The sequence below is a fragment of the Paraburkholderia sp. Tr-20389 genome (genome assembly GCF_017104565.1).
Taxonomy (GTDB): Bacteria; Pseudomonadota; Gammaproteobacteria; order Burkholderiales; family Burkholderiaceae; genus Paraburkholderia.
In genome coordinates this window covers 144,525-170,528 of the sequence record NZ_JAAGPD010000003.1, presented here as the reverse complement: position 1 = coordinate 170,528, position 26,004 = coordinate 144,525, and the positions used below count along the sequence as shown (strand labels likewise).

At 63.3% G+C, this 26,004-nt stretch carries 25 protein-coding genes and 1 pseudogene; 19 read left to right on the top strand and 7 right to left on the bottom strand.

Annotated elements, in window-relative coordinates; all coding sequences use genetic code 11:
- Positions 1 to 85 precede the first annotated feature (85 nt).
- The 4 genes from gsiB to G3N95_RS06525 form a co-directional block, all read right to left on the bottom strand.
- Entirely contained in the window at positions 86 to 1,642 is a 1,557-nt protein-coding gene (gene gsiB, locus G3N95_RS06540; RefSeq protein ID WP_241018297.1) for a glutathione ABC transporter substrate-binding protein GsiB, read from the bottom strand.
- A gap of 109 nt (positions 1,643 to 1,751) precedes the next feature.
- Positions 1,752 to 3,650, bottom strand: a complete 1,899-nt coding sequence (locus G3N95_RS06535; protein WP_205969188.1) for a dipeptide ABC transporter ATP-binding protein — start codon at positions 3,648 to 3,650, stop codon at positions 1,752 to 1,754.
- Between the two features lie 51 nt (positions 3,651 to 3,701).
- Positions 3,702 to 4,697 carry an isoaspartyl peptidase/L-asparaginase gene (locus G3N95_RS06530; RefSeq protein ID WP_205969187.1) on the bottom strand — a complete coding sequence of 332 codons (996 nt, stop codon included), beginning with the start codon at positions 4,695 to 4,697 and terminating at the stop codon, positions 3,702 to 3,704.
- A complete protein-coding gene (locus G3N95_RS06525; RefSeq protein ID WP_205969186.1) occupies positions 4,694 to 5,644 on the bottom strand; it encodes a MurR/RpiR family transcriptional regulator in 951 nt (316 codons plus the stop codon). Before G3N95_RS06525 ends, G3N95_RS06530 begins: the two co-directional genes overlap by 4 nt.
- A gap of 226 nt (positions 5,645 to 5,870) precedes the next feature.
- On the opposite strand from G3N95_RS06525, the gene G3N95_RS06520 reads away from it, so the two are divergent.
- Positions 5,871 to 6,806 carry an IclR family transcriptional regulator gene (locus tag G3N95_RS06520; protein WP_205969185.1) on the top strand — a complete coding sequence of 312 codons (936 nt, stop codon included), beginning with the start codon at positions 5,871 to 5,873 and terminating at the stop codon, positions 6,804 to 6,806.
- 93 nt (positions 6,807 to 6,899) lie between these two features.
- Here the strand turns inward: G3N95_RS06520 and G3N95_RS06515 are convergent, their stop codons facing one another.
- A complete protein-coding gene (locus G3N95_RS06515; protein WP_205969184.1) occupies positions 6,900 to 7,973 on the bottom strand; it encodes a porin in 1,074 nt (357 codons plus the stop codon).
- A gap of 439 nt (positions 7,974 to 8,412) precedes the next feature.
- Here G3N95_RS06515 and G3N95_RS06510 point away from each other — a divergent pair, with 439 nt between their 5' ends.
- The 16 genes and pseudogenes from G3N95_RS06510 to G3N95_RS06435 all read left to right on the top strand — a co-directional run bounded on the left by G3N95_RS06510 (position 8,413) and on the right by G3N95_RS06435 (position 22,792).
- Positions 8,413 to 8,730, top strand: coding sequence for a non-heme iron oxygenase ferredoxin subunit (locus G3N95_RS06510; protein ID WP_205969183.1), 318 nt, complete (start codon positions 8,413 to 8,415; stop codon positions 8,728 to 8,730).
- A gap of 1 nt (position 8,731) precedes the next feature.
- Positions 8,732 to 9,043, top strand: coding sequence for a recombinase-like helix-turn-helix domain-containing protein (locus tag G3N95_RS06505; protein ID WP_205969182.1), 312 nt, complete (start codon positions 8,732 to 8,734; stop codon positions 9,041 to 9,043).
- 43 nt (positions 9,044 to 9,086) lie between these two features.
- The gene (locus tag G3N95_RS06500) at positions 9,087 to 10,175 is read left to right on the top strand and encodes an aromatic ring-hydroxylating dioxygenase subunit alpha (protein ID WP_205969181.1); all 1,089 of its coding nucleotides are present in this window, start codon (positions 9,087 to 9,089) and stop codon (positions 10,173 to 10,175) included.
- Complete coding sequence (locus tag G3N95_RS06495; RefSeq protein WP_205969180.1) at positions 10,168 to 10,926, top strand: SDR family oxidoreductase; 759 nt, start codon at positions 10,168 to 10,170, stop codon at positions 10,924 to 10,926. The genes G3N95_RS06500 and G3N95_RS06495 overlap by 8 nt, the downstream gene beginning before the upstream one ends.
- Positions 10,927 to 10,960: 34 nt before the next feature.
- Positions 10,961 to 11,500, top strand: a complete 540-nt coding sequence (locus G3N95_RS06490) for a cupin domain-containing protein (protein WP_205969361.1) — start codon at positions 10,961 to 10,963, stop codon at positions 11,498 to 11,500.
- A gap of 44 nt (positions 11,501 to 11,544) precedes the next feature.
- Positions 11,545 to 12,441: an alpha/beta hydrolase gene (locus tag G3N95_RS06485; protein WP_205969179.1), complete on the top strand. Its 897-nt coding sequence runs from the start codon at positions 11,545 to 11,547 to the stop codon at positions 12,439 to 12,441.
- The gene (locus tag G3N95_RS06480) at positions 12,438 to 13,298 is read left to right on the top strand and encodes an IclR family transcriptional regulator (RefSeq protein WP_205969178.1); all 861 of its coding nucleotides are present in this window, start codon (positions 12,438 to 12,440) and stop codon (positions 13,296 to 13,298) included. Before G3N95_RS06485 ends, G3N95_RS06480 begins: the two co-directional genes overlap by 4 nt.
- Positions 13,298 to 14,104, top strand: a complete 807-nt coding sequence (locus G3N95_RS06475) for an SDR family oxidoreductase (protein WP_205969177.1) — start codon at positions 13,298 to 13,300, stop codon at positions 14,102 to 14,104. The genes G3N95_RS06480 and G3N95_RS06475 overlap by 1 nt, the downstream gene beginning before the upstream one ends.
- Positions 14,097 to 15,755 (top strand): thiamine pyrophosphate-binding protein, encoded by a 1,659-nt coding sequence (locus tag G3N95_RS06470; protein ID WP_205969176.1) that lies wholly within the window; start codon positions 14,097 to 14,099, stop codon positions 15,753 to 15,755. The genes G3N95_RS06475 and G3N95_RS06470 overlap by 8 nt, the downstream gene beginning before the upstream one ends.
- A gap of 28 nt (positions 15,756 to 15,783) precedes the next feature.
- Positions 15,784 to 16,593 carry an aspartate dehydrogenase gene (locus G3N95_RS06465; RefSeq protein WP_205969175.1) on the top strand — a complete coding sequence of 270 codons (810 nt, stop codon included), beginning with the start codon at positions 15,784 to 15,786 and terminating at the stop codon, positions 16,591 to 16,593.
- Between the two features lie 11 nt (positions 16,594 to 16,604).
- On the top strand, positions 16,605 to 18,101 hold the full coding sequence (locus tag G3N95_RS06460) for an aldehyde dehydrogenase (protein WP_205969174.1): 1,497 nt from the start codon (positions 16,605 to 16,607) through the stop codon (positions 18,099 to 18,101).
- A gap of 13 nt (positions 18,102 to 18,114) precedes the next feature.
- On the top strand, positions 18,115 to 19,080 hold the full coding sequence (locus tag G3N95_RS06455; protein ID WP_205969173.1) for a VOC family protein: 966 nt from the start codon (positions 18,115 to 18,117) through the stop codon (positions 19,078 to 19,080).
- Complete coding sequence (locus tag G3N95_RS06450) at positions 19,073 to 20,329, top strand: FAD-dependent oxidoreductase (RefSeq protein ID WP_205969172.1); 1,257 nt, start codon at positions 19,073 to 19,075, stop codon at positions 20,327 to 20,329. Before G3N95_RS06455 ends, G3N95_RS06450 begins: the two co-directional genes overlap by 8 nt.
- 23 nt (positions 20,330 to 20,352) lie before the next feature.
- The gene (locus G3N95_RS06445; RefSeq protein ID WP_205969171.1) at positions 20,353 to 21,756 is read left to right on the top strand and encodes an MFS transporter; all 1,404 of its coding nucleotides are present in this window, start codon (positions 20,353 to 20,355) and stop codon (positions 21,754 to 21,756) included.
- 358 nt (positions 21,757 to 22,114) lie between these two features.
- Positions 22,115 to 22,479 (top strand): annotated as a pseudogene (locus tag G3N95_RS06440) (type II toxin-antitoxin system RelE/ParE family toxin).
- Positions 22,472 to 22,792, top strand: a complete 321-nt coding sequence (locus tag G3N95_RS06435; RefSeq protein ID WP_205969170.1) for a DNA-binding transcriptional regulator — start codon at positions 22,472 to 22,474, stop codon at positions 22,790 to 22,792. The pseudogene G3N95_RS06440 and the gene G3N95_RS06435 overlap by 8 nt, the downstream one beginning before the upstream one ends.
- A 55-nt stretch (positions 22,793 to 22,847) precedes the next feature.
- On the opposite strand, the gene G3N95_RS06430 is transcribed toward G3N95_RS06435, so the two are convergent.
- Entirely contained in the window at positions 22,848 to 23,597 is a 750-nt protein-coding gene (locus G3N95_RS06430) for an SDR family oxidoreductase (RefSeq protein WP_205969169.1), read from the bottom strand.
- A 72-nt stretch (positions 23,598 to 23,669) separates the two neighbouring features.
- Positions 23,670 to 24,629, bottom strand: a complete 960-nt coding sequence (locus G3N95_RS06425) for a GlxA family transcriptional regulator (RefSeq protein WP_205969168.1) — start codon at positions 24,627 to 24,629, stop codon at positions 23,670 to 23,672.
- 52 nt (positions 24,630 to 24,681) lie between these two features.
- Here G3N95_RS06425 and G3N95_RS06420 point away from each other — a divergent pair, with 52 nt between their 5' ends.
- The gene (locus tag G3N95_RS06420; protein WP_205969167.1) at positions 24,682 to 24,933 is read left to right on the top strand and encodes a hypothetical protein; all 252 of its coding nucleotides are present in this window, start codon (positions 24,682 to 24,684) and stop codon (positions 24,931 to 24,933) included.
- 64 nt (positions 24,934 to 24,997) lie between these two features.
- Positions 24,998 to 25,924 (top strand): LysR family transcriptional regulator, encoded by a 927-nt coding sequence (locus G3N95_RS06415; RefSeq protein ID WP_205969166.1) that lies wholly within the window; start codon positions 24,998 to 25,000, stop codon positions 25,922 to 25,924.
- Positions 25,925 to 26,004 lie beyond the last annotated feature (80 nt).

Genomic DNA, 26,004 nt, shown 5'->3' with positions numbered 1-26,004 from the left:
GATCCGCTATCGAAAGGCATGTGCGGCATGGAGCGAAGACGCTGGCCCCGATCCATGTGCATCGGGACCAGCGTTGAGCGCGCGATTACTTCAGCGCGATTTCGTCGAAGTTGAACGAGCCGTCCGGGGCGACGTACGCGCCCGAGAGCCGCTTGCTGCGCGCGTACACGACCTTCTCCTTGACGAGGAAGAGCCACGGCGCGTCGGCCCAGATGCGCTTTTGCGCGTCGCCGTAGAGCGCGGCCTTCTGCGTGCGGTCGGTTGTTTCGAGCGCCTTCGTCAGATCGCTGTCGACGGTGTCGTTCTTGTAGTACGCGGTGTTCACGAGCTTCGGCGGGAACGACGCGGACGCGAGCAGCGGCGTGATGCCCCAATCCGCTTCGCCCGTCGACGACGACCAGCCGATGTAGTACATGCGCACGGGCGCCGTCGCGGGGTCTTGCGCGCTTTCCACCTTCGCGACGCGCTGGCCTGCTTCGAGCGCTTCGACGGTCGTCTTCACGCCGACTTGCGCGAGCTGCTGCTGCACGAACTGGATGGCTTTTTGTGCGGTCGAGTTGTTGTATGCCGACCAGAGCGTCGTCTCGAAGCCGTTCGGATAGCCCGCTTCCTTCAGCAGTTCACGCGCTTTCGCGGGGTCGTACGGCCAGGGGCCGAGCTTCGTCGCGTAATCGACGCCTTCGGGCAGCACGCCGTCGGCGGGCACCGCGTAACCCGAGAACGCGACCTTTGCGAGCGCTTCCTTGTTGATCGCGTAGTTCAGCGCTTCGCGCACCTTCGGATTGTCGAACGGCTTTTTCGTCGTGTTCAGGCTGACGTAGCGGTTGATGATCGACGGCGTTGCGACGATGTCGACCTTCGGGCTCGATTGCAGCGCAGCGGCCTGCTCGAACGGAATGCGGAACGCGAAGTCGGCTTCGCCCGTGCGCATCAGCGCAGCGCGCGTGTTGTTGTCGACGACCGGCTTCCAGTCGATCTCGTCGATCTTCGGATAGCCCTTCTTCCAGTAGCCATCGAACTTCTTCACGGTCAGATCGCCTGCCGGGTCCCACTTCACGAGTTCGAACGGACCGGTGCCGACGGGATGGAACGCGAGGTCCTTGCCGTATTTCTTCATTGCGGCGGGCGAAATCATCACCGCCGACGGATGCGCGAGCACGTTGACGAACGCCGAGAAGGGCGCCTTCAGCGTAACCTTCACCGTGTACGGATCGACCACTTCCGTCTTCTCGATGCGGTTGAACATGTTGTAGCGCTTCAGCTTGTTCGCGGGGTCCGTCACGCGGTCGAACGTCGCCTTCACGGCGGCGGCGTTGAAGTCGGTGCCGTCCTGGAACTTCACGCCCTGGCGCAGCTTGAACGTGTAGACGCGTGCATCGGGGCTTGCTTCGTAGCTCGTCGCGAGCACGTTGACGAGCTTCATGTCTTTATCGAAGCCGAACAGGCCCTGATAGAACGACTTCGACACGGCTTGCGAGAGCGTGTCGTTCGCGTCGTACGGATCGAGCGTCGTGAATGTCGAGTCGACGGCCATCACGGCCGTTTGCGCTGCATGGGCACCCGCCGACGCGAGCATCGCAAAGACCAGCGCGCCGCTCGTGACGAGCGAACGCAGGCGCAACGGTTGACACAAGAGAGGCATAGTCATCGTTTCAAAACTCCACTGAGCAAGAGAACTGCTTGTTGTCATGCCGCTGGTCTGCGCGGCTTCTGGTGTGTTGTCTGACTGCTGTTCGCTGAATGGTCCGCGCTCAATAAGCGCCGCCGATCCGGTGCGCGGCCACGAAATGATCTGGCCCGACGGCGACGAGCGGCGCGACGACGGGTTCGTCGTCCAGCGCGCGAATCGGGCTGGGCAGCTCGTCGGCGGCGAGCACGCGCTTCGCGTGACGGCGCGCGGGATCGGCGACAGGCACGGCCCCCATCAGCTTTTTCGTGTACGGATGCTGCGGCGATTCGAACACCGCGCGGCGTGGTCCGATTTCGACGATCTGGCCGAGATACATCACCGCGACGCGATGGCTGACGCGCTCGACGACGGCCATGTCGTGCGAAATGAACAGATACGCGACGCCGAGTTCGCGTTGCAGATCCAGCATCAGGTTGACGATCTGTGCCTGCACGGAGACATCGAGCGCCGACACCGACTCGTCTGCGATCACGACCTTCGGATTGAGCGCGAGCGCGCGCGCAATCGCGATGCGCTGACGCTGGCCGCCGGAGAATTCGTGCGGATAGCGGCGCGCGGCGTCGGCGGGCAGACCGACCTTGTCGAGCAGCCACGCGACGCGCTCCTGCGCTTCCTTGCCGCTCGCGACGTCATGCACGAGCAGCGGCTCCATGATCGAGAAGCCGACCGTCAGACGCGGATTGAGCGATGCGAACGGATCCTGGAAGATGAACTGGATATCGCGGCGCAACGCCTGCAAAGAAGGGCCGTTCAGCGAACTGATGTCCTTGCCGTCGAACTCGATGCTGCCGCTCTGGCTTTCGACGAGACGCAACAACGAGCGCCCCGTCGTCGATTTGCCGCAACCGGATTCACCGACGAGCGCGAGCGTTTCGCCCGCATGCAGATCGAAACTGACGCGTTCGACGGCGTGCACACGGCCCGTGAGTTTGCTGAACAGGCCGCTGCGCACGGGGAAGCGCGTGACGAGATCGCGCACGCGGAGAATGGGTTGTGCAGCGGCTTGCGTTTGTGTGGCAGGTGCCTCATGTGACGGCTGCTGCTGCTCGCCATCGAGCGCGAGCAACGAGAACTTCGCGGGTGCATCCGTGCCTTGCATCGAACCGAGCTTCGGCACGGCGGCGAGCAACGCTGTCGTATAAGGATGCTCAGGCGCGGCGAACACCTTCGCCGACTCGCCTTCTTCCACTTTGTCGCCGCGGTACATCACGAGCACACGGTCCGCGACTTCAGCAACGACGCCCATGTCGTGCGTGATGAAGATCACGCCCATATTCATCTCGTCCTGCAAACTGCGGATCAGTTGCAGGATTTGCGCCTGGATCGTGACGTCGAGCGCGGTAGTCGGTTCGTCGGCGATCAGCAGCGATGGCTTGCAGGACAGTGCCATCGCGATCATTACGCGCTGACGCATGCCGCCCGACAACTGATGCGGATAACGCGCGGCCACGCGGCGTGCTTCGGGAATGCGTACGAGATCGAGCAAACGCAGCGTTTCCGCATGCGCTTCGCCGCGGCTCTTGTTCTGATGCAGTGCGATCGCTTCGCCGATCTGGTCGCCCACCGTGAACACGGGATTGAGCGAGGTCATCGGCTCCTGAAAGATCATCGCGATGTCGGCGCCGCGAATAGAACGCATCGTGGCTTGCGATGCCTGCGCGAGATCCAGCACGCTGCCGTTGCGCCGGCGAAACGCGATGCTGCCGTTTGCGATGCGTCCGCCGCCATGTTCGACGAGGCGCATCAACGCGAGCGACGTGACCGACTTGCCCGACCCTGATTCGCCGACGATCGCGAGCGTTTCGCCGCGATCGACAGTGAGCGACAGGTCGCGCACCGCATTGAACGTGGTTTCGCCGCGACGGAACGCGACCGTCAGGCGATCGATGTCGACGACACGTTGGGGCGGCAGGTTATCGAGCGGGCGTGGCGTGTTCGGCGTGTTCGGCGTGTTCGGCACGGTGATTTCTCTCGGCGTCGGTTGCAGTGGATGGCGCGGTCGTGGCGAGCGTCAGCGATAGATCGCCGTGACGGGGACTTCGCCGACGCGCGCATAGCCGCGGTACATGCCTTCGGTGTTGAACGGCAACACGACGTTGCCGTGTGCGTCGACGGCGATCAGGCCGCCGCGTCCGTCGATGCGCGGCAAGCGGTTCATCACGACATCGTTCGCGGCTTCTTCGAGCGAGGCGCCGCGATAGGCCATCTGCGCAGCGACGTCGTAGGCGGCGACCATGCGCATGAACATTTCGCCGGAGCCGGTGGTGGATACCGCGCAGGTGGCGTTGTCGGCATAGCAGCCTGCGCCGATCAGCGGTGCGTCGCCGACGCGCCCGATCTGCTTGTTCGTGATGCCGCCCGTCGACGTTGCGGCCGCGACGTGGCCGTAAAGATCGACCGCGACCGCGCCAACCGTGCCGAACTTCTTGTTCGGATCGATAGGCTCGTGAGGCAATGCCTCTTCATTCGCGGACGCTTCTTGCTGAGCCGCGAGCGACGCGCCGTCATGATCGAGCATCGCGCGTTGCTGTTCCCGTGCAAGCTGCCACTGGCGATAACGTGCGTCCGTATGGAAGTACGATGGATCGACGAATTCGAGGCCCTGTTCCTGCGCGAACGCTTCGGCGCCTTCCGCCGTGAACATCACGTGCTCGCTGTATTCGAGAACGTGACGTGCCGCGACGATTGGATTGCGCACGCGCTTCACGCACGACACCGCGCCCGCTTCGAGTGTGCGGCCGTCCATGATCGACGCATCGAGTTCGTGCGTGCCCGCGGATGTGAACACGGCACCATGACCGGCGTTGAACAGCGGGCAGTCTTCGAGCAGCCGCACCGCTTGCGTGACGGCATCGAGCGCGCTGCCGCCGTCGGCGAGCACGCGCTGCGCGGCGACGAGCACGGCGCGCAATTCGGCGTGATAGCGGGCTTCTGCATCGGGGGCCATCGACGCGCGCACGATCGTGCCCGCGCCGCCGTGAATGGCGATTACCGCGTTGATGGTCATTGCTTCTTCTTCGCTTGATGAGGAGTGGGCCGCGTCGCGGTCTTCGATTGGGTCTGCAGCGACGCTGTGTCGGTGAGCCACGGCAACACGAATTCGGTCATATGGGCAGCGGCCTGGGCGGAGCGCTTCGCACGGAACGCGACGGCGTCGCACAGCGCTTCGATCACCGCGAGCACGGTCGCCTCCGATGTCGCGGCGAGACGGCGCTCCGCCCGAATAAAGAGCGAGCGGGTGGCCAGCGCGGCGAGCGGCGACGTCGGGCCGTCCGTCAGTGCGAGCACGTCCGCGCCGAGGCTGGCGGCGCGGCGCGCGAGTTCGATGGTGTCGTCGACGTAGCGCGGGAACGCGATGGCGATCACGAGATCGCCCTTGCCCGCGTTGAAGAGGCGGCGCGCCGCGTGCGTCGGGCCGCCGATCAGCGCGAGCGACTGCACGTTGTCGTGATACGGCAGCAGGTTGTGCTCCATCAGGCTCGCAAGAAACGCACTCGCGCCGCAACCGATGATGAACACGCGCCGCGCGGCGATGATCGCTTCGACGACGGCTTCGGCCGCGGTGCCGTCGATGGCGCCGCGTGTCGTGCTGAGATTGGTCGCCGCCTGTTCGAGTGACGCGCTGAACAGTTCGTCGCCGTTCGTCTGCGACTCCTGCGCGGAACGCAGGCGTTCGACGGGCGCGAGCGTCGCTTCGAAGCCGCGCACAAGCGCCTCGCGAAATGCGGGGTAGCCGTCGAAGCCGAGCGCGCGCGCGAAGCGGTTCGCCGTCGCGATGGATGCGCCGACGGCCGTCGCCAGTTCGTCGATGCGCATGGTCGCGGCGCGGAACTGGTTGGCCAGCACGAACTCGCCCATGCGCCGATGGACGGGCGTGAGGATCGGCATCGCGGCCGTGATGCGCGCGGCGATGGCGGGTTCGACGGCGGTGGGTTGCGGACGATTGCGGGACATCGGTGTCGGAATGGTCTGTTGACGGCGAGCCGGAATGAAAGTGAATTTACATGAAATTTATGTTGTGAAAATATTTTTTCTCCAAGACAAGGGTTTGTACGGTGAGGAGGAGGGATGAATGAGGAAGGCGTGCAAGCCGACGGCGGTGCGGCTTGCCGAACCTCCAGCACCGCTGAACCTTCGCGCTATCATCTCTATCTTCACGATGAAAACGACACAGCCGGACATGGCAAGAGACAACACGACAGGAGCGGGGCGCCGGACCGCCCCGCCGCAGGCAGTGCCCGCATCGGCCGACGAAGACAGCGCGCGCAGCACGGATATCGCCGATTCCGCCGAAGAAGAATCCGGCGGCGGCTCGACCTATCTCGTTCCCGGGCTCGAACGCGGCTTGCGCATTCTTTCCGAGTTTTCGGCGCGTGAATCCGTGCTCGGTGCGCCCGAACTGTCGAAGCGCATCGGCATTCCGCGCACGACGACCTTCCGTCTGCTGCAAACACTCGAAGCACTCGGCTTTCTCGAACGCGCGAATGGCGACCGTCATTTTCGGCTCGGCGTCGCTGTGCTGCGGCTCGGCTTCGAATATCTGAGTTCGCTCGAACTGACCGACTTCGGCACGCCGATCCTCGAACGCTTGCGAGACCAGTTAGGGTTGAGCACGCATCTGCTGATACGCGACGAACGCGATGTCGTGTTCGTTGCGAAGGCGCAGACGCACGATCCGATGTTCAGTTCGGTGAAGGTGCACGTCGGCACGCGGCTGCCCGCACACGCGACCGTGCACGGCCAGGTGCTGATGGGCGATCTCTCGCTGATGCAACTGCGTCAGCTTTATCCCGAGACGCAACTCGAACGCTTCACCGATCGCACGCCCGCGACGGTCGACGAACTCTATGAACGGATTCGCGAAACGGCCGCGCAAGGTTATGCCGTCAGCGAGGCATCGTTCGAGCGCGGCATTTCGGTGGTGAGTGCGCCGGTGCGGGACCAGACGGGAAAGATCGTCGCGGCGATGACCGTGACGGTGCCGCGTTCCGATATCGGCGACGACGAGCGCGGGCCGCTCGTCGCCAAGGTGTGCAGCGCGGCGCTGGATCTGTCGGCGCGTCTGAACTATCGGCCGCCGGCGGACGATCCGACGTTCGTGCAGTCGCGTCAGTAATCAGCCTGCACGCGCGCAAAATGAAAACAGGCGGCCTTCGAGCCGCCTGTTTCGCTTGATGCCTGAGTGAGCCTCGAGCGTTCGCCCGGAGCCTTAGAACGAGTGGTGAATGCCCGTCAGCACGATCGCCTGATTGCGCCCACTCGACACACCCGCCGTGAAGAACGCGGCATGCGCATCCTCGTTCGCGTGTTCGTAGAGCACGTTCACGTAGACCTGCGTGCGTTTCGACAATGCGTAAATGTCGCCGATTTCGAACTGCGTCCAGCGGCGGCCGGCAAGCGTCGTCGTCGCGGCGCCGCCCGCGAGGGTGTTGGCCGGCGTGAACTGGTAGTTCGCACCCGCATCCCAGCTCTGATACGTGTCCGAGAAGCCGTTCGATTCCAGCTTCACGCGCGTGTACAGGCCGTGCACGAGCAGCTTGCCGAACTGATACGACAGACCCGCGCCCATGTTCTCGACCTTGTCGGCGGAATATGTCGAGGCCGGGATGTTCTGGAACGTGTTGATGCCCGTCGTCGTGATCGACGGCGTGCGGTTGTGCTCGTTCGAGTACACCGCGGCCGCCTTGAACGGACCGTTCGCGTAGTTCACGCCGAAGCTCAGCGTCTTGCCCGTCGAGAAGTTCGTCGTGTTGCCGAGGCCCATCATCGCGCCGAACGTGAAGCCCGCATATGAGATCGACTTGTACTTCACCGAGTTGTCGAACGGCACGACGCCCGTGTCCGCCAGTTCGTCGATGTTGCCAGGGTGGAACGCAAACCAGCTCGCCGCGAGATACGCGGTGCTGAGCGGGCCGAGCATGTCGAAGTTGAACGGCGTCTGATGGCCTAGCGTGATCTGCCCGTACTGGTCGGAACTGATGCCGACATACGCCTGGCGGTTGAACAGCGTGCCCGCCTTCGCGAAGTTGCCGGTGTTCGTATAGAAGCCGTTTTCCAGTTGGAAGATCGCGTGCAGACCGCCGCCCAGATCTTCAATGCCGCGCAGGCCCCAGCGGTCCGGCTGCATGTTGCCCTGTTCTTCCATCCACTTCGAATGGCCGCCGACGTTGCTCACGTACGCGATGCCTGCATCCAGACTGCCATACAGCGTGACGCTGCTTTGCGCCCATGCCGTCGATGTCACCACAAGTCCTGCCACGCCGGCAGCGATGATGCGTTTCACCCTTGGTACTCCTGATCGTGTGGTCGATTGCCGGACACGCCGGTTGCTCTTCCCTTTGCCTGTCATTTCTGTGGATGGCCTTTAGTCGCCTGCTGTCGAAGCTATCCGCTCTTTGTTCCACCTATGGGCATATGTATCGCCTATGGAAAGTATAGAGAGTCAATTGAGCGAACAAAAAAATTTTTGCGACGGTGAAAACCCTCATTTATCAGATGACATTCGGTGCCGTACGCGCGCGCACTTTATGCGCAGCAAGCCTTGTTTTGGCCCGCTTTACGGGGCTCTTACGTTGCAGAAATGCATCTGTCGGTGTTTTCCCTGGAGGCGCCGAATTTTTATTTTGTCCTTCCGAACAGGCTCCTATAATGACCATACATAAACTGACGTTCCGTATATGGAACGGCAAACGGTCGGGACAGTTGGTCGGAGAAGGTGAGATATGAGTGAACAGTGGCTTTGCGCCGGACACGCCGGTGCGCTTTCGGAAGACTCGCCCGTCGAGTTCAAGCTCGGCGACGGCAAGGAGATCGGCATCTACAAGGTGGGCGATGAGCTCTACGCGCTCGAGAACGTCTGCCCGCATGCGTATGCGTTGCTGACGCAAGGCTTCATCGACGGCGACACGGTCGAATGTCCGCTGCACGAAGCCGTTTTCCATATCCCGACGGGGAAATGTATGAAAGAGCCGGGCGGCCGCGACCTGAAGACGTACGCCGTGCGCCTCGCGGGTGAAGAAATCCAGATCAAGGTGGAATGACATGAAAGAAGTCGTCGTGAACTTCAATCCCTTTCTGAAGCCGTGGCTCGCGCCGCAGCCGAACAACGTCGCGGGCAAGGGCGTGATCGAGAAGCCGGGCCAGACCGAAAACATGATCTGGCAGACCCGCAAGGCTGAGCCGACGCAGTACGAGAACGACTTCGGCGATGCGCTGGAGCAAGTGTTCGAAGCGGGTGCGATCGAACTGAACGAGGTGGTGGCGGGGCTGAACCGGAATGGCTTCCGCACGCCGGAAGGCGCGCAGTGGAGCGAAGAGCGTCTCGCCGCGGAACTGCGACTGCTCGCGGAATAAACGTCCCGCGAACCCACGACCCAAGCGAACACGGAGTTTCCCCATGACGTCCCTCAATACAACGAGTCCCGCAGCCGATCCCGTTCAGGCTTATCTCGAACGCGGCATCAAGAACTACTGGTATCCCGTCGCGCCCAGCTGGCAGGTGAGCAATGCGCCCATCGGCCTGACGCGCCTGAGCGAGCAGATCGTGCTGTGGCGCGATCAGGAAGGCAAAGTCCACGCGCTCGAAGATCGCTGCCCGCATCGCGGCGCGCGTCTGTCGCTCGGCTGGAATCTCGGCAATCGCGTTGCGTGCTGGTATCACGGCATCGAAGTCGACGGCTCGGGCACCGTGCAAAGCGTGCCGGCAGTATCGGCGTGTCCGCTCGAAGGCCAGAAGTGCGTGAAGTCGTATCCCGTGGAAGAACACGCGGGCGCGATCTTTCTGTGGTTCGGCGACGATGCTCACAAGGAGCCGACGCCGCTCGTGTTGCCCGATGAACTCGTTGGGCCCGAATACTCGCAGTTCCTGTGCGTGTCGAACTGGAAGTGCAACTATCAGTACGCGATCGACAACGTGATGGATCCGATGCACGGCGCGTATCTGCACGCGACGTCGCATTCGATGGCCGAAGGCGACAAGCAGGCTGACATGCGCGTGCGCAAAACCGAGACCGGCCTCGTGTTCGAAAAGATCGGTCAGCGCGACATCAATTTCGACTGGGTCGAACTCGGCGAAACGGGTTGCCTGTGGATGCGTCTCGCCATTCCGTACAAGAAGAAGTTCGGTCCCGGCGGCAGCTTCGGCATCATCGGCTTCGCGGTGCCCGTCGACAACGACAACTGCCAGGTCTACTTCTGGCGCACGCGCAAGGTCAGCGGCTGGCAGCGCGACGCATGGCGCTTCCTGTATCGCAACCGTCTGGAAGGCCTGCACTGGGCAGTGCTCGAGCAGGACCGCTATGTGCTCGAAAGCCTTGCGCCGAATGCGCGCGAACACGAATTCCTTTATCAGCACGACGTCGGCATGACGCGCGTGCGCCGCATGTTGCGTCAACGCGCGCAACAGCATTTCGCCGATCTCGAAGCGTTCAGCGCGAAGCAGGCGGAAGCAGGCGCGCAAGCATCGACGGGGCACGCTCATGCCTGAGGTCATGGTCTCCGGTTTGAGCGGACGGCGCGTCGTCGTAACGGGCGGCGCGCGCGGACTCGGTGCTGCATTCATCGAGGCGCTCGCCAACGCGCAGGCGCAAGTCGTATTCGGCGATGTGCTCGAAGACGAAGGCCGTGCGCTTGCAGACAAGCTCGGCGCGAACGTTCAGTTCGTTCCGCTCGATCTCGCGAGTCCCGACAGCATCGCTGCGTTCGTTGCGCAAGCCGCGCAAACGATGGGCGGCATCGACGCGCTGATCAACAACGCCGCGATCACGAATTCGGGCGGACGCTTCGCGCAAGAGCTGACCGCCGATACATGGGATGCCGTGATGAACGTCAACGTGCGCGGCACCTGGCTGATGTGCACGGCAGCGCTGCCGCATCTGCGCGACTCGCAGCGCGGCGCGATCGTCAACATCGCCTCCGATACGGCGATGTGGGGTGCGCCGAAGCTGCTCGCGTATGTGGCGAGCAAGGGCGCGGTGATTTCGATGACGCGCTCGCTGGCGCGCGAATTCGGCGCGCACGGCATCACGGTGAACGCCATCGCGCCGGGACTCACGGAAGTCGAAGCCACGGCCTACGTGCCTGCCGAACGCCACGAGTACTACCTGAAAGGCCGCGCATTGACGCGCGCGCAGGTACCCGACGACGTGACGGGCCCCGTGCTGTTCCTGCTAACGGATGCCGCCCGTTTCGTGACGGGCCAGTTGCTGCCCGTGAACGGCGGCTTCGTGATGAATTGACCTTGCTCATCGAGCAAACCACATGGAGAAAACAATGGCCGACGCCGATCTCGAACTCAAATCGTGGGCTCAACCCGCGGAAGCAAGCTTCGATCAATGGATGGACTCGCGTGTCGCACGCTTCGAAACGCGCCGCTATGACTGGGACGCACTGAAGTTCCAGGCCGACTACGACCCGAAGTATCGCCGCGCGCAGATGCGCTATGTCGGCACGGGCGGCACGGGCGTCGCGAAGGACATGAACACGGTGCCCGCAGGCGGCTTCACGTTCTCGACGATGGTGATTCCCGCCGGCAACATCGGCCCGAGCCACATCCATACCGACGTCGAAGAAATCTTCTTCGTGCTGCGCGGCAAGATGAAAGTGATCTGCGAACGTGACGGCGAAACGTGGGAAGCCGTGCTCGGCGAACGCGATCTGATCTCGGTGCCGCCTGGCGTGTATCGCACGGAAATCAACGTCGGTGAAGAAGACGCGCTGATGTGCGTGATGCTCGGTTCGCCGAAGCCGATCACGCCGACGTATCCGCCCGATTCGCCGCTCGCGAAGATCAAGCGCGATCTCGCGAAGTAACGCGGTTCGAATAGCCGATAGCCCTCATTCACGAAGTCACGCAAATGTCCGCATCAATGTCCGTCACCGAAGATCGAAACGCCACGCTGGAGACGCGCCTCTCGCACTTCCCGGCACGGCTGATCGAGACGGCGCCGCAACGCGCGATCGGTTATCGCGAAGCAGGTCAGGCCAACGCTGATGGCACGTTGCCGCTGGTACTGCTGCACGGCATCGGCTCGGGCGCCGCTTCGTGGGTGCAACAACTCGAAGCGCTCGGCACGACGCGCCGCGTGTTCGCGTGGGACGCGCCGGGCTATGGCGAATCGACCTGCGTCGCATCGCCGTCACCGCAAGCGGATGAATACGCAAGTGCGCTGAACGAATGGCTCGACGCGCTCGGCATCGAACGCTGCGTGCTGGTCGGGCATTCGCTGGGCGCGATCATCGCGGGTTCGTTCGCGGTGTTGCAGGGAAAGCGCGTTGCCGGTCTGTTGCTGCTGTCGCCTGCAGCGGGCTACGGCGCAGCGCCGGAGGACGTGCGCGCATCGAAACGCGACAGCCGCCTCGCGATGCTCGCCGAACTCGGCCCACAAGGACTCGCACAACAACGCAGCGCCAACATGTTGTCGCCGCATGCCGACGAAGCATCGCGCGACTGGGTGCGCTGGAACATGGCGCGCATCGTGCCGCAGGGCTACGCGCAGGCGACGCATCTGCTCGCCAATGCAGACCTCGCGAGCGATGTCGCGAAGTTCGACGGCCGCATCGCCGTTGCGGTCGGCGCAGAGGACACGATTACGCCGCCTGCTTCATGCGAGCGCATCGCGCAAGCTGCGCGCACGCGCCTGCAGATCATCCCGCGCGCGGGCCACGCGGGGTATATCGAAGCAGGCGATGCCTGCACCGCGCTCATCGACGCCTTCTGCCGCACGAGCGATGGCCAATGGAGTAAAGCATGACCCCCGAATTGACGGGCACTGCACCCGAAGCAGAAGAGGACCGCAGCGAGGCGAACTATCGCGTGCCTGGTCTCGAACGCGGCCTGCGCATCCTGACGGAATTTTCGCCGCGCGAACCGGTGCTCGGTGCGCCCGAACTGTCGAAGCGTCTCGGCATTCCGCGCACGACGGTGTTTCGTCTCTTGCAGACGCTCGAATCGCTCGGCTTTCTGGAGCGTGCGGATCGCGACCGCAACTATCGCCTGGGCGTCGCCGTGCTGCGCCTTGGTTTTGAATATCTGAGTTCGCTCGAACTCACCGATCTCGGCCTGCCGCTGATCGAAGCATTGCGTGATGCGACGGGCTTGACGACGCATATCGTGATCCGCGACGGACGGGACGTGGTGTTCGTCGCGAAAGCGCAAAGCCATGCGCCCGTGTTCAGTTCGGTGAAGGTGAATGTCGGGACGCGGCTGCCCGCGCATGCCACGACGCACGGCCATGTGCTGATGGGCGATCTGTCTTTGGACGAACTGCGTGCGCTGTATCCGGAGCAGAACTTGGAACGCTTCACGAAGCACACGCCCGAAACCGTCGAAGAACTGTATGAACGCGTGAAGGACGATGCAATGCGCGGCTTCGCGATCAGCGAATCGTCTTTCGAAAACGGCATTTCAGTGATTTCCGCGCCCGTGCGCAACGACACGGGCCGCATCGCCGCCGTCATCACGACGACCATTCCGCGTGGACACATCGATGCATCGCTGCTCGACAGCGGCCTGATCGACAAGGTGCGCAACGCGGCCGAGCAACTGTCGCTGCGGCTGAATTACCGGCCGTCGGCGGAAAGCAGATACATGAAGGCATTGGGGCTCTGATGATCCAGATCGATTTGACAGGACAGGTTGCAGTGGTGACGGGCGGTTCGTCCGGCATCGGCCTCGCGACCGCCGAACTTTTTCTGCGCGCGGGCGCATCGGTGGCGATCTGCGGACGCGACACCGATCGTCTCGCAAGCGCTGAAGCATCGTTGCGCAAGCAGTTTCCCGACGCGCAACTGCTCGCCGCGCGCTGCAACGTGCTCGACGCGGACGACGTCGCCGCGTTCGCGAACGACGTGCAGCAACGTTTCGGCCGCACCGACATGCTCGTGAACAACGCAGGCCAGGGCCGCGTGTCCACCTTCGCGGATACGACCGACGAAGCGTGGCGCGAAGAACTCGATCTGAAGTACTTCAGCGTGATCCGCCCGACGCGCGCGTTTCTGCCGATGCTCACGCAAGCCGCGCAGCAAGGCAACGGTTCGATCGTCTGCGTGAATTCGCTGCTCGCGTTGCAGCCCGAGCCGCACATGGTCGCGACCTCGTCGGCGCGCGCCGGCGTGCAGAACCTGATCAAGTCGCTGGCCGTCGAACTCGCGCCGCAACGCATTCGCGTGAACTCGATCCTGATCGGCATCGTCGAGTCGGGTCAATGGCGTCGCCGTTATCAGACGCAGGCGCAGCCCGGTCAAAGCTGGGAAGACTGGACCGGCGAACTCGCGCGTACGAAGAACATTCCGCTCGGCCGCTTCGGCCGTCCTGAAGAAGCCGCGCAAGCGCTCTTTTATCTCGCTACACCCCTGTCGTCGTACACGACGGGAAGCCATATCGATGTTTCCGGAGGCGTTGCACGTCATGTCTAACAAAACCACCGTCGGCGAACTGATCGCCGCTTTCCTCGAACAGTGCGGCGTCAAGACCGCATTCGGCGTGATCTCGATTCACAACATGCCGATCCTCGACGCCATCAACACGCGCGGCAACATTCGCTATGTCGGCGCACGCGGCGAAGCCGGCGCGCTGAACATGGCCGATGGTCTCGCGCGCGTGTCGGGCGGCCTCGGCGTCGCGTTCACGAGCACGGGCACGGCTGCCGGCAACGCAGCGGGCGCGATGGTCGAAGCGCTGACGGCAGGCACGGCACTCGTGCATATCACCGGCCAGATCGAAACGACGTATCTGGATCAGGACCTCGCGTACATCCACGAAGCACCGGATCAATTGACGATGCTCTCGTCGATCTCGAAGGCGGCGTACCGCGTGCGTTCCGTCGAGACCGCGCTCGCCACGGTGCGCGAAGCCGTGCGCGTCGCGCAGACGGCGCCGAGCGGTCCCGTCAGCGTCGAAATTCCGATCGACATTCAGGCTGCGGAAACCGAGTGGCCCGCCGACATGAGCGCGCCGCATATCAACACACTCACGCACGACACGAAGCGCGTCGAACAGCTCGCCGGCGAACTCGCGAAGGCGAAGCGTCCGTTGCTGTGGCTCGGTGGCGGCACGCGTCATGCGCGCGCGCAGGTCGAACGTCTGGTGAAGCTTGGCTTCGGCGTCGTGACGAGCGTGCAGGGCCGCGGCGTGCTGCCCGAAGATCATCCCGCGACGCTCGGCGCATTCAATGTGCAGCCGACCGTCGAGAAGTTCTACAAGACCTGCGATGCGCTGCTCGTGGTCGGCTCGCGTCTGCGCGGCAACGAGACGCTCAAGTACAAGCTCGCGCTGCCGCAGCCGCTGTTCCGTGTCGATGCCGACGCGCTCGCCGACAACCGCGGCTATCGCAACGACCTCTTCGTTCATGGCGATGCAGCCGCCGTGCTCGATCAGCTCGCGACGCTGCTCGAAGGCCGCATGAAGGTCGACCCGGCATTCGCAGGCGATCTCGCCGCCACGCGTGAAGTCGCCGTCGCGGAAACGGGCAAGGGTCTCGGACCGTACAAGCGCCTCGTCGACGTGTTGCAACACGCAGTGGGCCGCGACTACAACTGGGTGCGCGACGTGACGATCTCGAACAGCACGTGGGGCAACCGCATGCTGAAGATCTTCCAGCCGCGCGCGGGCGTGCATGCGCTCGGCGGCGGTATCGGCCAGGGTATCCAGATGGCGATCGGCGCAGCGCTCGCGGATGCGGCGGCGAAGACGGTTTGCCTGGTCGGCGACGGCGGCCTGATGGTCAACGTCGGCGAACTGGTGACGGCCGTGCAGGAAAACGCGAACGTGATGATCGTGCTGATGAACGACCAATGCTACGGCGTGATCCGCAACATTCAGGACGCGCACTACGGCGGCCGCCGCTGCTACGTGCAACTGCATCAACCGGACTTCGCGCAGTTCTGCGCGAGCTTCGGCCTCACGCACTATCGGATCTCGTCGCTCGATCAGGCCGATGAGATCGTTCGCGAAGGCATGTCGAAGACGGGTCCTGTGATGGTCGAAGTCGACATGCTGTCGGTGGGTCAGTTCGCAACGGCGTTTGCAGGCCCGCCGGTGCGCAAGCAGGAGCCGGAACATGCCTAACGCAGCGTATGCCGCGAACGGAGCCGCCATGAATCATGTGCCCATTGACATCGCGATGATCGGCTTCGGCGCGATCGGTCAAACCGTGTATCGTGCCGTCGCCGCCGACCCGCAAGTGCATGTGTCGCATGTGATCGTGCCCGAACATCAGGCCGATGCCGTGCGCGAGCAGGTCGGTCCGGATGTGGACGTCGTGTGGTCGGTCGATGCACTGAAGTCGCGTCCGCAGTTCGCGCTCGAATGCGCGGGACATGGTGCGCTCGTCAGTCACGTCGTGCCGCTGCTGAAGGCGGGTACGGATTGCGCGGTGGCGTCGATCGGCGCGCTGTCGGATCTCTCGTTGCTCGAAGCGCTGAACGCAGCCGCCGATGAAGGTCACGCAACCGTCACGCTGCTGTCGGGCGCGATCGGCGGTATCGATGCGCTCGCTGCCGCGAAGCTCGGCGGTCTCGACGAAGTGCAATACATCGGACGCAAGCCGCCTATGGGTTGGCTCGGCACGCCTGCGGAACAGGTCTGCGATCTGCAGACGCTGACGGAAGCGCGCGTGATCTTCGAAGGCAGCGCGCGCGAAGCAGCGCATCTCTATCCGAAGAACGCGAATGTTGCGGCGACGGTTGCGCTCGCGGGCCTCGGCCTCGATCAGACGACGGTGCGCCTGATCGCCGATCCCGCCGTGACGCGCAACGTGCATCGCATCGTCGCGCGCGGCGCATTCGGCGAGATGTCGCTCGAAATGAGCGGCAAGCCGCTGCCCGACAACCCGAAGACCTCTGCATTGACCGCGTTCAGCGCGATCCGTGCGTTGCGCAATCGCGCGGCCCGCTGCGTGATCTAAGGAAGTACGACATGCCTCATACCGACATCATTTCGTCTCTCGTGCCTACTGCCGATATCTTCGTCGGCGGCGAATGGAAGCGTGGCCGCGGCGCGCTGTACGCGAGCGTCTATCCCGCCGACGGCTCGGTGAACGCCGAGATCACGACGGCCGATGCCGACGACGCGCGCGAAGCCGTCGAAGCCGCCGACGCCGCGTGGCGCAAACCGAACTGGTCCGGTCTGAAGCCGCATCAGCGCGCGCTGATCCTGTACCGCATCGCCGATCTGATCATGGCGAAGCACGAAGTGCTCGCGCAACTGCAACGCCGCGACAACGGCAAGCCGATCGGCGAAACGCGCGTGCTCGTGGCGAGCGCGGCGAACACGTTCCGCTATTTCGCGGCTTGCCTCGAAACGCTCGACGAAGATGTCACGCCTTCGCGCGGCGACTATCTGACGATGAGCGTGCATGAGCCGATCGGCGTGATCGCGGCGATCACACCGTGGAATTCGCCGATCGCATCGGATGCGCAAAAGCTTGCGCCTGCATTGGCCGCCGGCAATGCCGTCGTGCTGAAGCCCGCCGAAGTGACACCGCTGGCGTCACTCGCGCTCGCTCGTATCTGTGAGGAAGCGGGCGTGCCGAAGGGCGTGTTGAGCGTGCTGCCCGGCAAGGGTTCGGTGATCGGCGATGTGCTGGTGCGTCACCCGCTCGTGAAGAAAGTGTCGTTCACGGGCGGCACGGACGTGGGGCGCGGCATCGCGCGCATCGCAGCGGACAAGCTGATGCCCGTGTCGCTCGAACTCGGCGGCAAGTCGCCGACGATGGTCTTCGAAGACGCCGATCTCGATCATGCCGTGAACGGCGTGCTGTACGGCATTTTCAGTTCGTCGGGCGAGGCGTGCATCGCCGGTTCGCGTCTGTTCGTGCAGCGGTCGATCTATCCCGAGTTCATGAAGCGGCTCGCGGAGAAGGCGCGCCAGTTGCGCGTCGGCGATCCCGCAAGCGAACAAACGCAGATGGGTCCGCTGATTACCGCGAAGCATCGCGAGTCGGTGGAGCGCTATGTGGCGCTCGGCCTCGAAGAGGGCGGACGGCTGCTGTGCGGCGGCGAGCGGCCCGTCGGCAACAACCGCGAGCAAGGCTTCTTCTATCAGCCGACGATCCTCGAAGGCCTGTCGAACAGTGCGCGCATCTGTCAGGAAGAAATTTTCGGACCGGTGCTGGTCGCGATGCCCTTCGACGATGAAGCGTCGCTGATCGCGGAAGCGAATGACAGCGTCTTCGGTCTCGCAGCGGGCATCTGGACGCGCGACTACAAGCGCGCCTGGCGCGTCGCGCGCGCGCTCGAAGCGGGCACGATCTGGATCAACACCTACAAGCTGTTCTCGATTTCGACGCCGTTCTCGGGCTGGAAGGAAAGCGGCATGGGCCGCGAGAAAGGCCGCCTCGGCATTCGTGAGTACATGCAGCAAAAGAGCCTCTACTGGGGCTTGAACGACGCCCCGCTCGCGTGGGCGAACTGAAAAGGCACGCAACATGAGCATTCTCGGCATTGAACAGATTACCTACGGCGTGACGGATCTTGAGACCTGTCGGCGCTTTTTCGCCGACTGGGGCATGAAGGAAACCGCGCACGACGAAACGCGCGCACGCTTCGAAACGCTGAACGGCTGCACGGTGCTCGCCGTGATGGCGAACGACGCGTCGTTGCCGCCCGCATTCGAAGAAGGCCCGACGCTGCGCGAAGTGACGTGGGGCGTCGCCTCGGTCGCCGATCTCGACACGTATCGCGAGAGCCTGAAGGGCGCGCAAGGCTATTACTCGAACGACGATGCCGTCGGCTGCATCGATCCCAACGGCATGGCGATCCGCGTTGAAGTGACACGCAAGCGTGCCGTCGACGTGCACGGCTCGCCGTCGAACGTGTGGGGGCAGACGCTGCGCGTCGATACGCCGAGTCCTGTCTATGAGCGCGCGGAACCCGTAGAAGTGGGTCACGTCGTGTTCTTCACGAACTGTCTCGCGGAGCAGGAAAAGTTCTATCACGATCGGCTCGGCTTCGAAACGTCGGACCGTTATCCGGCACGCGGCGCGTTCATGCGTTGCGCGCCGCACGGCGGCCATCACGACCTTTTCCTGTTGCAGCTGCCGACGGGCAAGCGCGGTTTGAATCACGTCGCGTTCACCGTGCGCGACATCCACGAAGTGTTCGGCGGCGGCATGCACATCAGCCGCCGCGGCTGGGACACGCAGCTCGGGCCGGGACGTCACCCTGTTTCGTCGGCGTACTTCTGGTACTTCCAGAATCCGGCGGGCGGATTGATCGAGTACTACGCGGACGAAGACCAGTTGACGCCCGAATGGCAGCCGCGCGAATTCGAACCGGGTCCGACCGTGTTCGCCGAATGGGCAATCGATGGTGGCATCGACGGCAATACGCGCCGTCAAAAGAATGCGAAGGCGCCGGAAGGCAAGTTCATGACGGAGCGCAAACATGACTGACGCTGCCAATTCAAACGTCGCGGTCCACACGGACGCGCCGCAAACCATCGTCGTGATCGGCGGCGGCCAGGCTGCGGGCTGGGTCGTGAAGACGCTGCGCAAGACGGGGTTCGAAGGCCGTCTGGTGATGATCGCGGATGAAATCCATCTGCCGTATGAACGGCCGCCGCTGTCGAAAGCGGTGTTGTCCGGCGATGCCGACATCGACACGGTGTGCCTGTTCGCCGCCGACGATTTCGCTTCGCTCGCCGTGGAAGCGTGGCAGCCGGACGTTGCTGTCGAGATCGATCGCGAACGACGCATCGTGCGCGCGCAGTCGGGCCGCGAAGTGCAGTACGACCGGCTCGTGATCGCAACGGGCGGCGCGCCGCGCAAGCTGCCTGAGTCGATCGTGAAGACGGATCACATCGCGTATCTGCGCACGCTCGATGAAGCATCGGCACTCGGCGAGCGTCTGCGTAAAAGCCAGCATGTGCTCGTGATCGGCGGCGGCTGGATCGGTCTTGAAGTCGCGGCGACGGCGCGCAAGCTCGGCGTCGCGGCGACGGTGGTGGAAGGCGCGCCGCGTTTGTGCGCGCGTTCGGTGCCGCCTGCCGTGTCGGACTTTTTGCTCGACCTGCATCGCTCGAATGGCGTGGATGTTCGTTTGAACGCTGCGCTCGCGTCGCTCGATACGAACCCGTCGGACGCCGCCAAAGTACGCGCGACGCTCGCGGACGGCACGGTTATCGACGCCGATTTCGCCGTCGCGGGCATCGGCCTCACGCCGCACACGTCGCTGGCGGAAGCGGCCGGCTTGCCGGTGAACGACGGCATCGTCGTCGATGAGCATGGCATGACGAGCGACCCGCGCATCTTCGCGTGCGGCGACGTCGCGAATCATCCGAGCGCGTGGTTGAAACGCCGTGTGCGGCTGGAGTCGTGGGCGAACGCGCAGAACCAGGCGATCGTCGTCGCGAAGGCCATGCTCGGCCAGTTCGAGCCGTATGCGGAGATTCCGTGGTTCTGGTCGGATCAGTACGACGTGAACCTGCAGATTCTCGGCGACATTCCCGCCGACGCGCAGCTCGTCGTGCGCGGCGACGTGAGCGCGCGGCGCGCGACGCTCTTCCATGTCGCGGAGGGCGGCGTGCGCGGTGTGATCGCGATCAACACGCCGCGCGACCTGAAGCTCGCGCGCAAATGGATGACTCAGGGACGGACAGTCGATGTCGCGGCTCTGGCCGATGCCGACAAGGCGCTTGCATAACTGATACGGGGCGGAGACAGCGGATGAGTACTATCGACAACACGTTTGAGGCACAGAGCAGCGCCGGTGTCTCCGGTCCTGCCACGCGCGGATCGATCATTGCGCGGCTCGAACGATTGCCCGCGAACGCGATGCTGGTGCGCGCGCGGATCCTGATCGGACTCGCGACGTTCTTCGATGGCTTCGATGTCATCGCGATCGCCGCGACGCTGCCGATCCTGATCGGCAAATGGCATCTGACGCCGTGGGACGTCGCGTTGCTGATCGGCGCGAGTTCGGCCGGCCAGTTGATCGGCGCGTTTCTGTTTCCTTGGTACGCGGAGCGTCATGGCCGCGTGAAAGCGATTGCGCTCAGTTCGGGCGTGATCGGCGTCACGAGTATTGCGTGCGGCTTCGCGCCGACGTTCGCGGTGTTTTTCGTGCTGCGTATCGTGCAGGGTATCGGGCTTGGCGGCGAGTTGCCCGTGGCCGCGACATACATCAACGAAATCTGCCGTGCGCATGGCCGTGGACGCTTCGTGCTGCTGTACGAAATCGTGTTCCCGGTCGGGCTGCTCGCATCGAATGCGCTCGGCGCGTGGATCGTGCCGCGTTTCGGCTGGGAAGCGATGTATTTCATCGGCGGCGTGCCGCTGATCCTGTTCTTCGTGCTGCGCAAGCTCGTACCGGAATCGCCGCGTTGGCTCGCCGAGCGAGGCCGCATGAGCGAAGCTGCCGATGCCGTTCAAGCTTTTGAGCGCACCGCGAAGGGCACGCTGCCGCCGATGGGCGATCCGGCGAGCTTCGAGTCGATGGCTGCGGGTCACCCGAAGCGCAAGATGAGCGATCTGTTCGGCAAGGCTTACTGGAAGCGCTCGGCGGCTGTCGCGATGCTCTGGATGACGTGCGGCGTAATCCAGTACGGTCTGTCGACGTGGCTGCCGACCATCTACCGCACGGTGTATCACGCGCCGTTGCAGCTCGCGCTGAATCTGGCCGTCGCTGCTTCCGTGCTGGGCGTGCTCGGTTCGCTGCTGTGCGCGATGCTCGTCGACAAGGTGGGCCGCAAGCCGATCATCAACTGGTCGTTCATGTTGTGCGCGTTGTCGCTGGCGCTGGCGGGCGTGTTCCATGATGCTTCCGTCTATGTCGTCGCGACTTGCTGCGCATTCGCGCTCGGCTGGCTCGCGTGCGGCTTCATCACGGCGTATGTGTACACGCCGGAGCTGTATCCGACGAGCATCCGCGCGTTCGGCTGCGGCGTCGGCGGCGCGTGGCTGAAGCTTGCGGCGATCTTCGCACCGACGCTCGTGTCGAAGACGATGATCGGTGGCAATCTCGATGTCGCGTTCTATCTGCTGGCGGTCGTGCCGTTCCTCGCGGCGCTGGTCGTGCAGTTTCTGGGGATCGAGACGAAGGGGAAAGTGCTGGAGCAGCTGGAGGCTTAAACCTTCTTTTCGCGTAGGTTGAGGTTGGGCCGCGATGTGCCGGTTGAGGTGCATCGTGGCCCAAGTTGTTTATGGGTGAGGGTTTTCGGGAGTGAGGATTGGAGTCGGCTTCAACGCACCTTATCCCTGACCTCCGTTTGTTGGATGACAGGAAACCCCCCCTATTTCAAGGCATTTATGTGAAGTCTTGAACGCTAACCGACTCGCGAATAAAAATTCTGGCTCGTGGGTGCTTCACAAAGGTGAGCGTTTCCGGGAGTTCGCTCGACAGGCAACCCGCAAGTTCGGTGCTTCGTTCCAGCTTGATTTACTATACCACTAAGTGATATAGTAAATCATGTCCACAACTTGACATCAGATGAAGAACAAGGCTCTGCGGGTGTTCAAAACGGCTTGGTTTGCCAGGAAAGCCAAGGCCGCTGGCATCACGGACGCCGAACTTTGCAAGGCGGCGAGAGAGTTGAATGAGGGGCAAGGCGACGATCTCGGCGGGAACGTGTGGAAAAGCGCCTCGACAAGAACACGAAGCGAGGCATTGTCGTGAACAAGGTCGGCGACTTCTAGGTGTTTGTCTATGTTTTTGCCAAAAACGACAGGGAGAACATCGACGAGCGCGAACTGCGCGGCTTCAAGAAACTTGCCCGTGACTACGGTACGGCGAAACCTGCTGATATCGACTGGATGTTGGAAGCGAAGGAATTAGTGGAGATTTGCAATGGCTAAGACACGCTACAAGAGCGATGCGTCGGAAGCTATTCATAGCGCTGCTTCCGGCTTGCATCGGGCGAAGGTCATCGACAAGAAGACGATGCGCGAATATGACGAGCTGTGCATCGAAGAGGTACCCGAGTTCAATGCAAAGGATATTGCGCGCATCCGTAAAGACGTCAACGTCAGCCAGAATGTGTTTGCGCTGTATCTCAATACGACGGTGTCGACGGTGCGGCAATGGGAGCAGGGCGACAAGAAGCCAAGCGGGATTGCCGCACGTCTGCTTCAGCTGATCCAGAAAAATGGTTTAGCGATCTTCGGATGAGGTGAGGTTGACCGTCGTGTGCGAATAGTTCTGCCCGCAATCGCGGGCAGAATGCTTATGACTGCGGCAACTCCCGCACATCCGCCGTCGCCACCGCGCCAAACGTCTCGCTCAGCACGTAATCGACCAGCTTCCCCGCCGACTCTTCCGGCGTCGACAGCTTCCCGTCCCGCTTCAACTCTTCGAACTTCTCGCGCATCGGAAACCGCTCCAGTTCCGTGCCGCGAATTTCCGCCTGCATGTTCGTATCGACGACACCCGGCGCGACGCTGCAGATGCGCAGCGCACGATTCTGATCGAGCGCGACCGAGCGCGCGTGATGATCGAGGGCAGCCTTCGTCGCGCAGTAGATGCTCCAGCCCGCATACGGATGGCGCGCGGCACCACTGGAGATATGCACGATGCGCCGGTCGCTCGCACCCGGGCTTGCCGTGGCGAACGCGCTCGCCAGCATCAGCGGCGCGGACACATTCAGCGTCACTGCTTGCGCGATGGCCGCAACGTCTTGCGCTTCGACGGGACCGATCGGCTGCACCGTACCCGCATTGTTGAACAGCAATGCGGTTTGCGCGCCCTCGAGGAAGTTGCGCAACGTGTCGCGTGCGACGAATTGCGTGAGTCGTTCCGCGTCGGACAGATCGACTTCGACCTGGTCGAAGTTAGCTTGACTGGAAAGTGCTTCATTACGCGAGCGCGAAATGCCCAGCACGGCGATGCCTTGCGCGAGCAGCCGTTCTACGAGCGCCGCGCCCAACCCGCGCGTATGACCCGTGACGATGGCGCGAACGGAAGTGGTAGCGTTCATGTCGATGTGCAATATGGCGTTGACGAGCCCATTATTTTCTCACGCACGGTCGACGCGTGCAGGCCCCTGCGCTCAAGCGTGCCGGAAGCGCTCGCGGTACTGGTTCGGTGTCGCGCCGATACGCTTGGTAAAGACGATGCGCATACGGTCGGCCGTGCCGAAGCCGCAATCGTAGGCAATTGCCTTGAGCGCCGCGCCGCTGCTTTCGAGCAGCTTGCGCGCCGCATCCATCCGCGCGCGTTCGACGAATTCATGCGGCGTCACGCCCGTCTCCTGCACGAAGATGCGCGCGAAGTTGCGCGCGCTCATGCCGGCGACGTCGGCGAGTTGCTTCACGGAGAAGTTCTCCCGGATGTTGGCCATTACGTGCGTCTGCACTTTCGCAACGGGCGAGGTGTCGTCGGCGGGCGCGGTCAGGTATGGACTGAATTGCGATTGTCCGCCTTGACGCTGCGAAAACACCACGAGGCGCTTCGCCACTTTCAACGCGGTCTGCGGGCCGTGGTCTTCGGTGACGAGCGCCAGTGCGAGATCGATGCCGGCCGTCACGCCCGCCGACGTCACGAGCCCCTCGTCGCGCAAATAGATACGGTCGAAATCGACGCGCGCTTTTGGGAATTGCGTCGCGAGTTGCTGCGCGTGCTGCCAATGCGTCGTGACATTGCGGTCGTCGAGCAGGCCCGCGTGGCCCAGCGCGAACGCGCCCGTGCAGATCGAGCCGTAACGCTTGCATCGCGATGCGACATTCGCCAGCCAGGCCGTGAGGCGCGTGTCGGGAACGACCTCCGGCAACGCGGGGCCGCCCGCGATCAACGCGAGATCGAAGGTGCTGCGCCTGTCGTCGAAGGTTTCGTCTGGAACGAACGTGATGCCGTTGGATGCGCGCAATGGCGCGTTTTCCGCAGCGAGCAGCGTCACTTCATAGCGGTCCTTGCTGTCGATGAACAGGTTCGCTTCGGCGAAAACATCGAAGGGACCGGCGACGTCCAGCGCCTGGACGCCCGGAAAGATCGCTATGGCAACGCTCGGCATTCAGTGACCTCGCAGACGACGCGTCAGGGAGACGGCAGCAGACGACGTATGGATGGCAGGTTTCGTCCGTGTGCGCAGGTTGAAGGCAGATGCCGAACAACCAATACTGAAGCGATCGACACCCCGTATCGACAGCCTCGAATCGCAGGAGGAACCCGGAATGGAACAGGATAGCAAATCCGCTTACAACGCCGATGCCAAGGTACACGACGCACATTGGGAGCATCGCGAGCACCTGATGGACGAGGCGCTGATGGACACTTTCCCGGCCAGCGACCCGATTCCGCAGATGTGTTTTGATTGAACGCGAGCGCTTGCGGCGAGGTCGCGGCACAATATGACGCAATCCAATGCATCGATTGTCCGTCATGGTCCTGAAGAACCTGCTCCGCCGCCTCGACCTCACGACCCTGCAACTCTTCATCGCCGTCTATGAGGAAGGCACGCTGACGCGCGCCGCGGAACGCGAGGCCATCGCGGTATCCGCGGCCAGCAAGCGGCTGCTCGAACTGGAGCAGGCCGTCGGCGCGACGCTCTTTCAGCGCAACGCGCGCGGCATGACGCTCACGCCGGCGGGCGAAACGCTGCTGCACCATGCACGCCGCGTGATGCGCGGCATCGAGAACATCGGTATCGAACTCGCGGGCCACGCGAGCGGCGTGCGCGGCTATGTGCGGATGATGGCGAACCTGTCCGCGATCGTCGAATTCCTGCCGGAAGATCTGCGTGCGTTTCTCGCCGTCAACGAGCGCGTGAAGATCGACCTCGAAGAGCGGCCGAGCGGCGGCGTGGTCGAAGCCGTGGCCGACAGTCTCGCCGACCTCGGCATCTGTTCGGGCGAAGCGGACGCACGCGGTCTCGAAGTCACGCACTACCGGCACGACGCATTGTGTGTCGTGATGCGCGACGATCATCCCCTCGCCGGGCGCGAAAGCGTCGCGTTCGAAGAGACGCTCGACAGCGATCACGTCGGTCTGCATTCAGCCAGTTCGATCAACGCGCGCACGCACATGGCCGCACGCCAGGCGGGCAAGGCGCTCAAGCTGCGCATCCACGTGCCGGGTTTCGACGCCGTGTGCCGGATGGTGCAGGCGGGCATGGGCGTCGGCGTGCTGCCCATCAACGTGTATCGCATCATGGGGCGGCCACTGGGCCTCGCCGCCGTTGCGCTCGAAGACGAATGGGCCGAGCGCGACCTCATCATCGTGACGCGCGATTCGGCGCGCCTTTCGCCCGTTGCGAGGCTGCTCTTCGATCATCTGCGCACCGTGGAAGCCTTGTCCGGCAAGGACTAGCGCCGAGCGTTCGCGTTTCGCGAACGGTCCTTGGCGAAATGCGGTTGGACGCTGCGGCGGCCGCGCTTCTAACCTTGTCT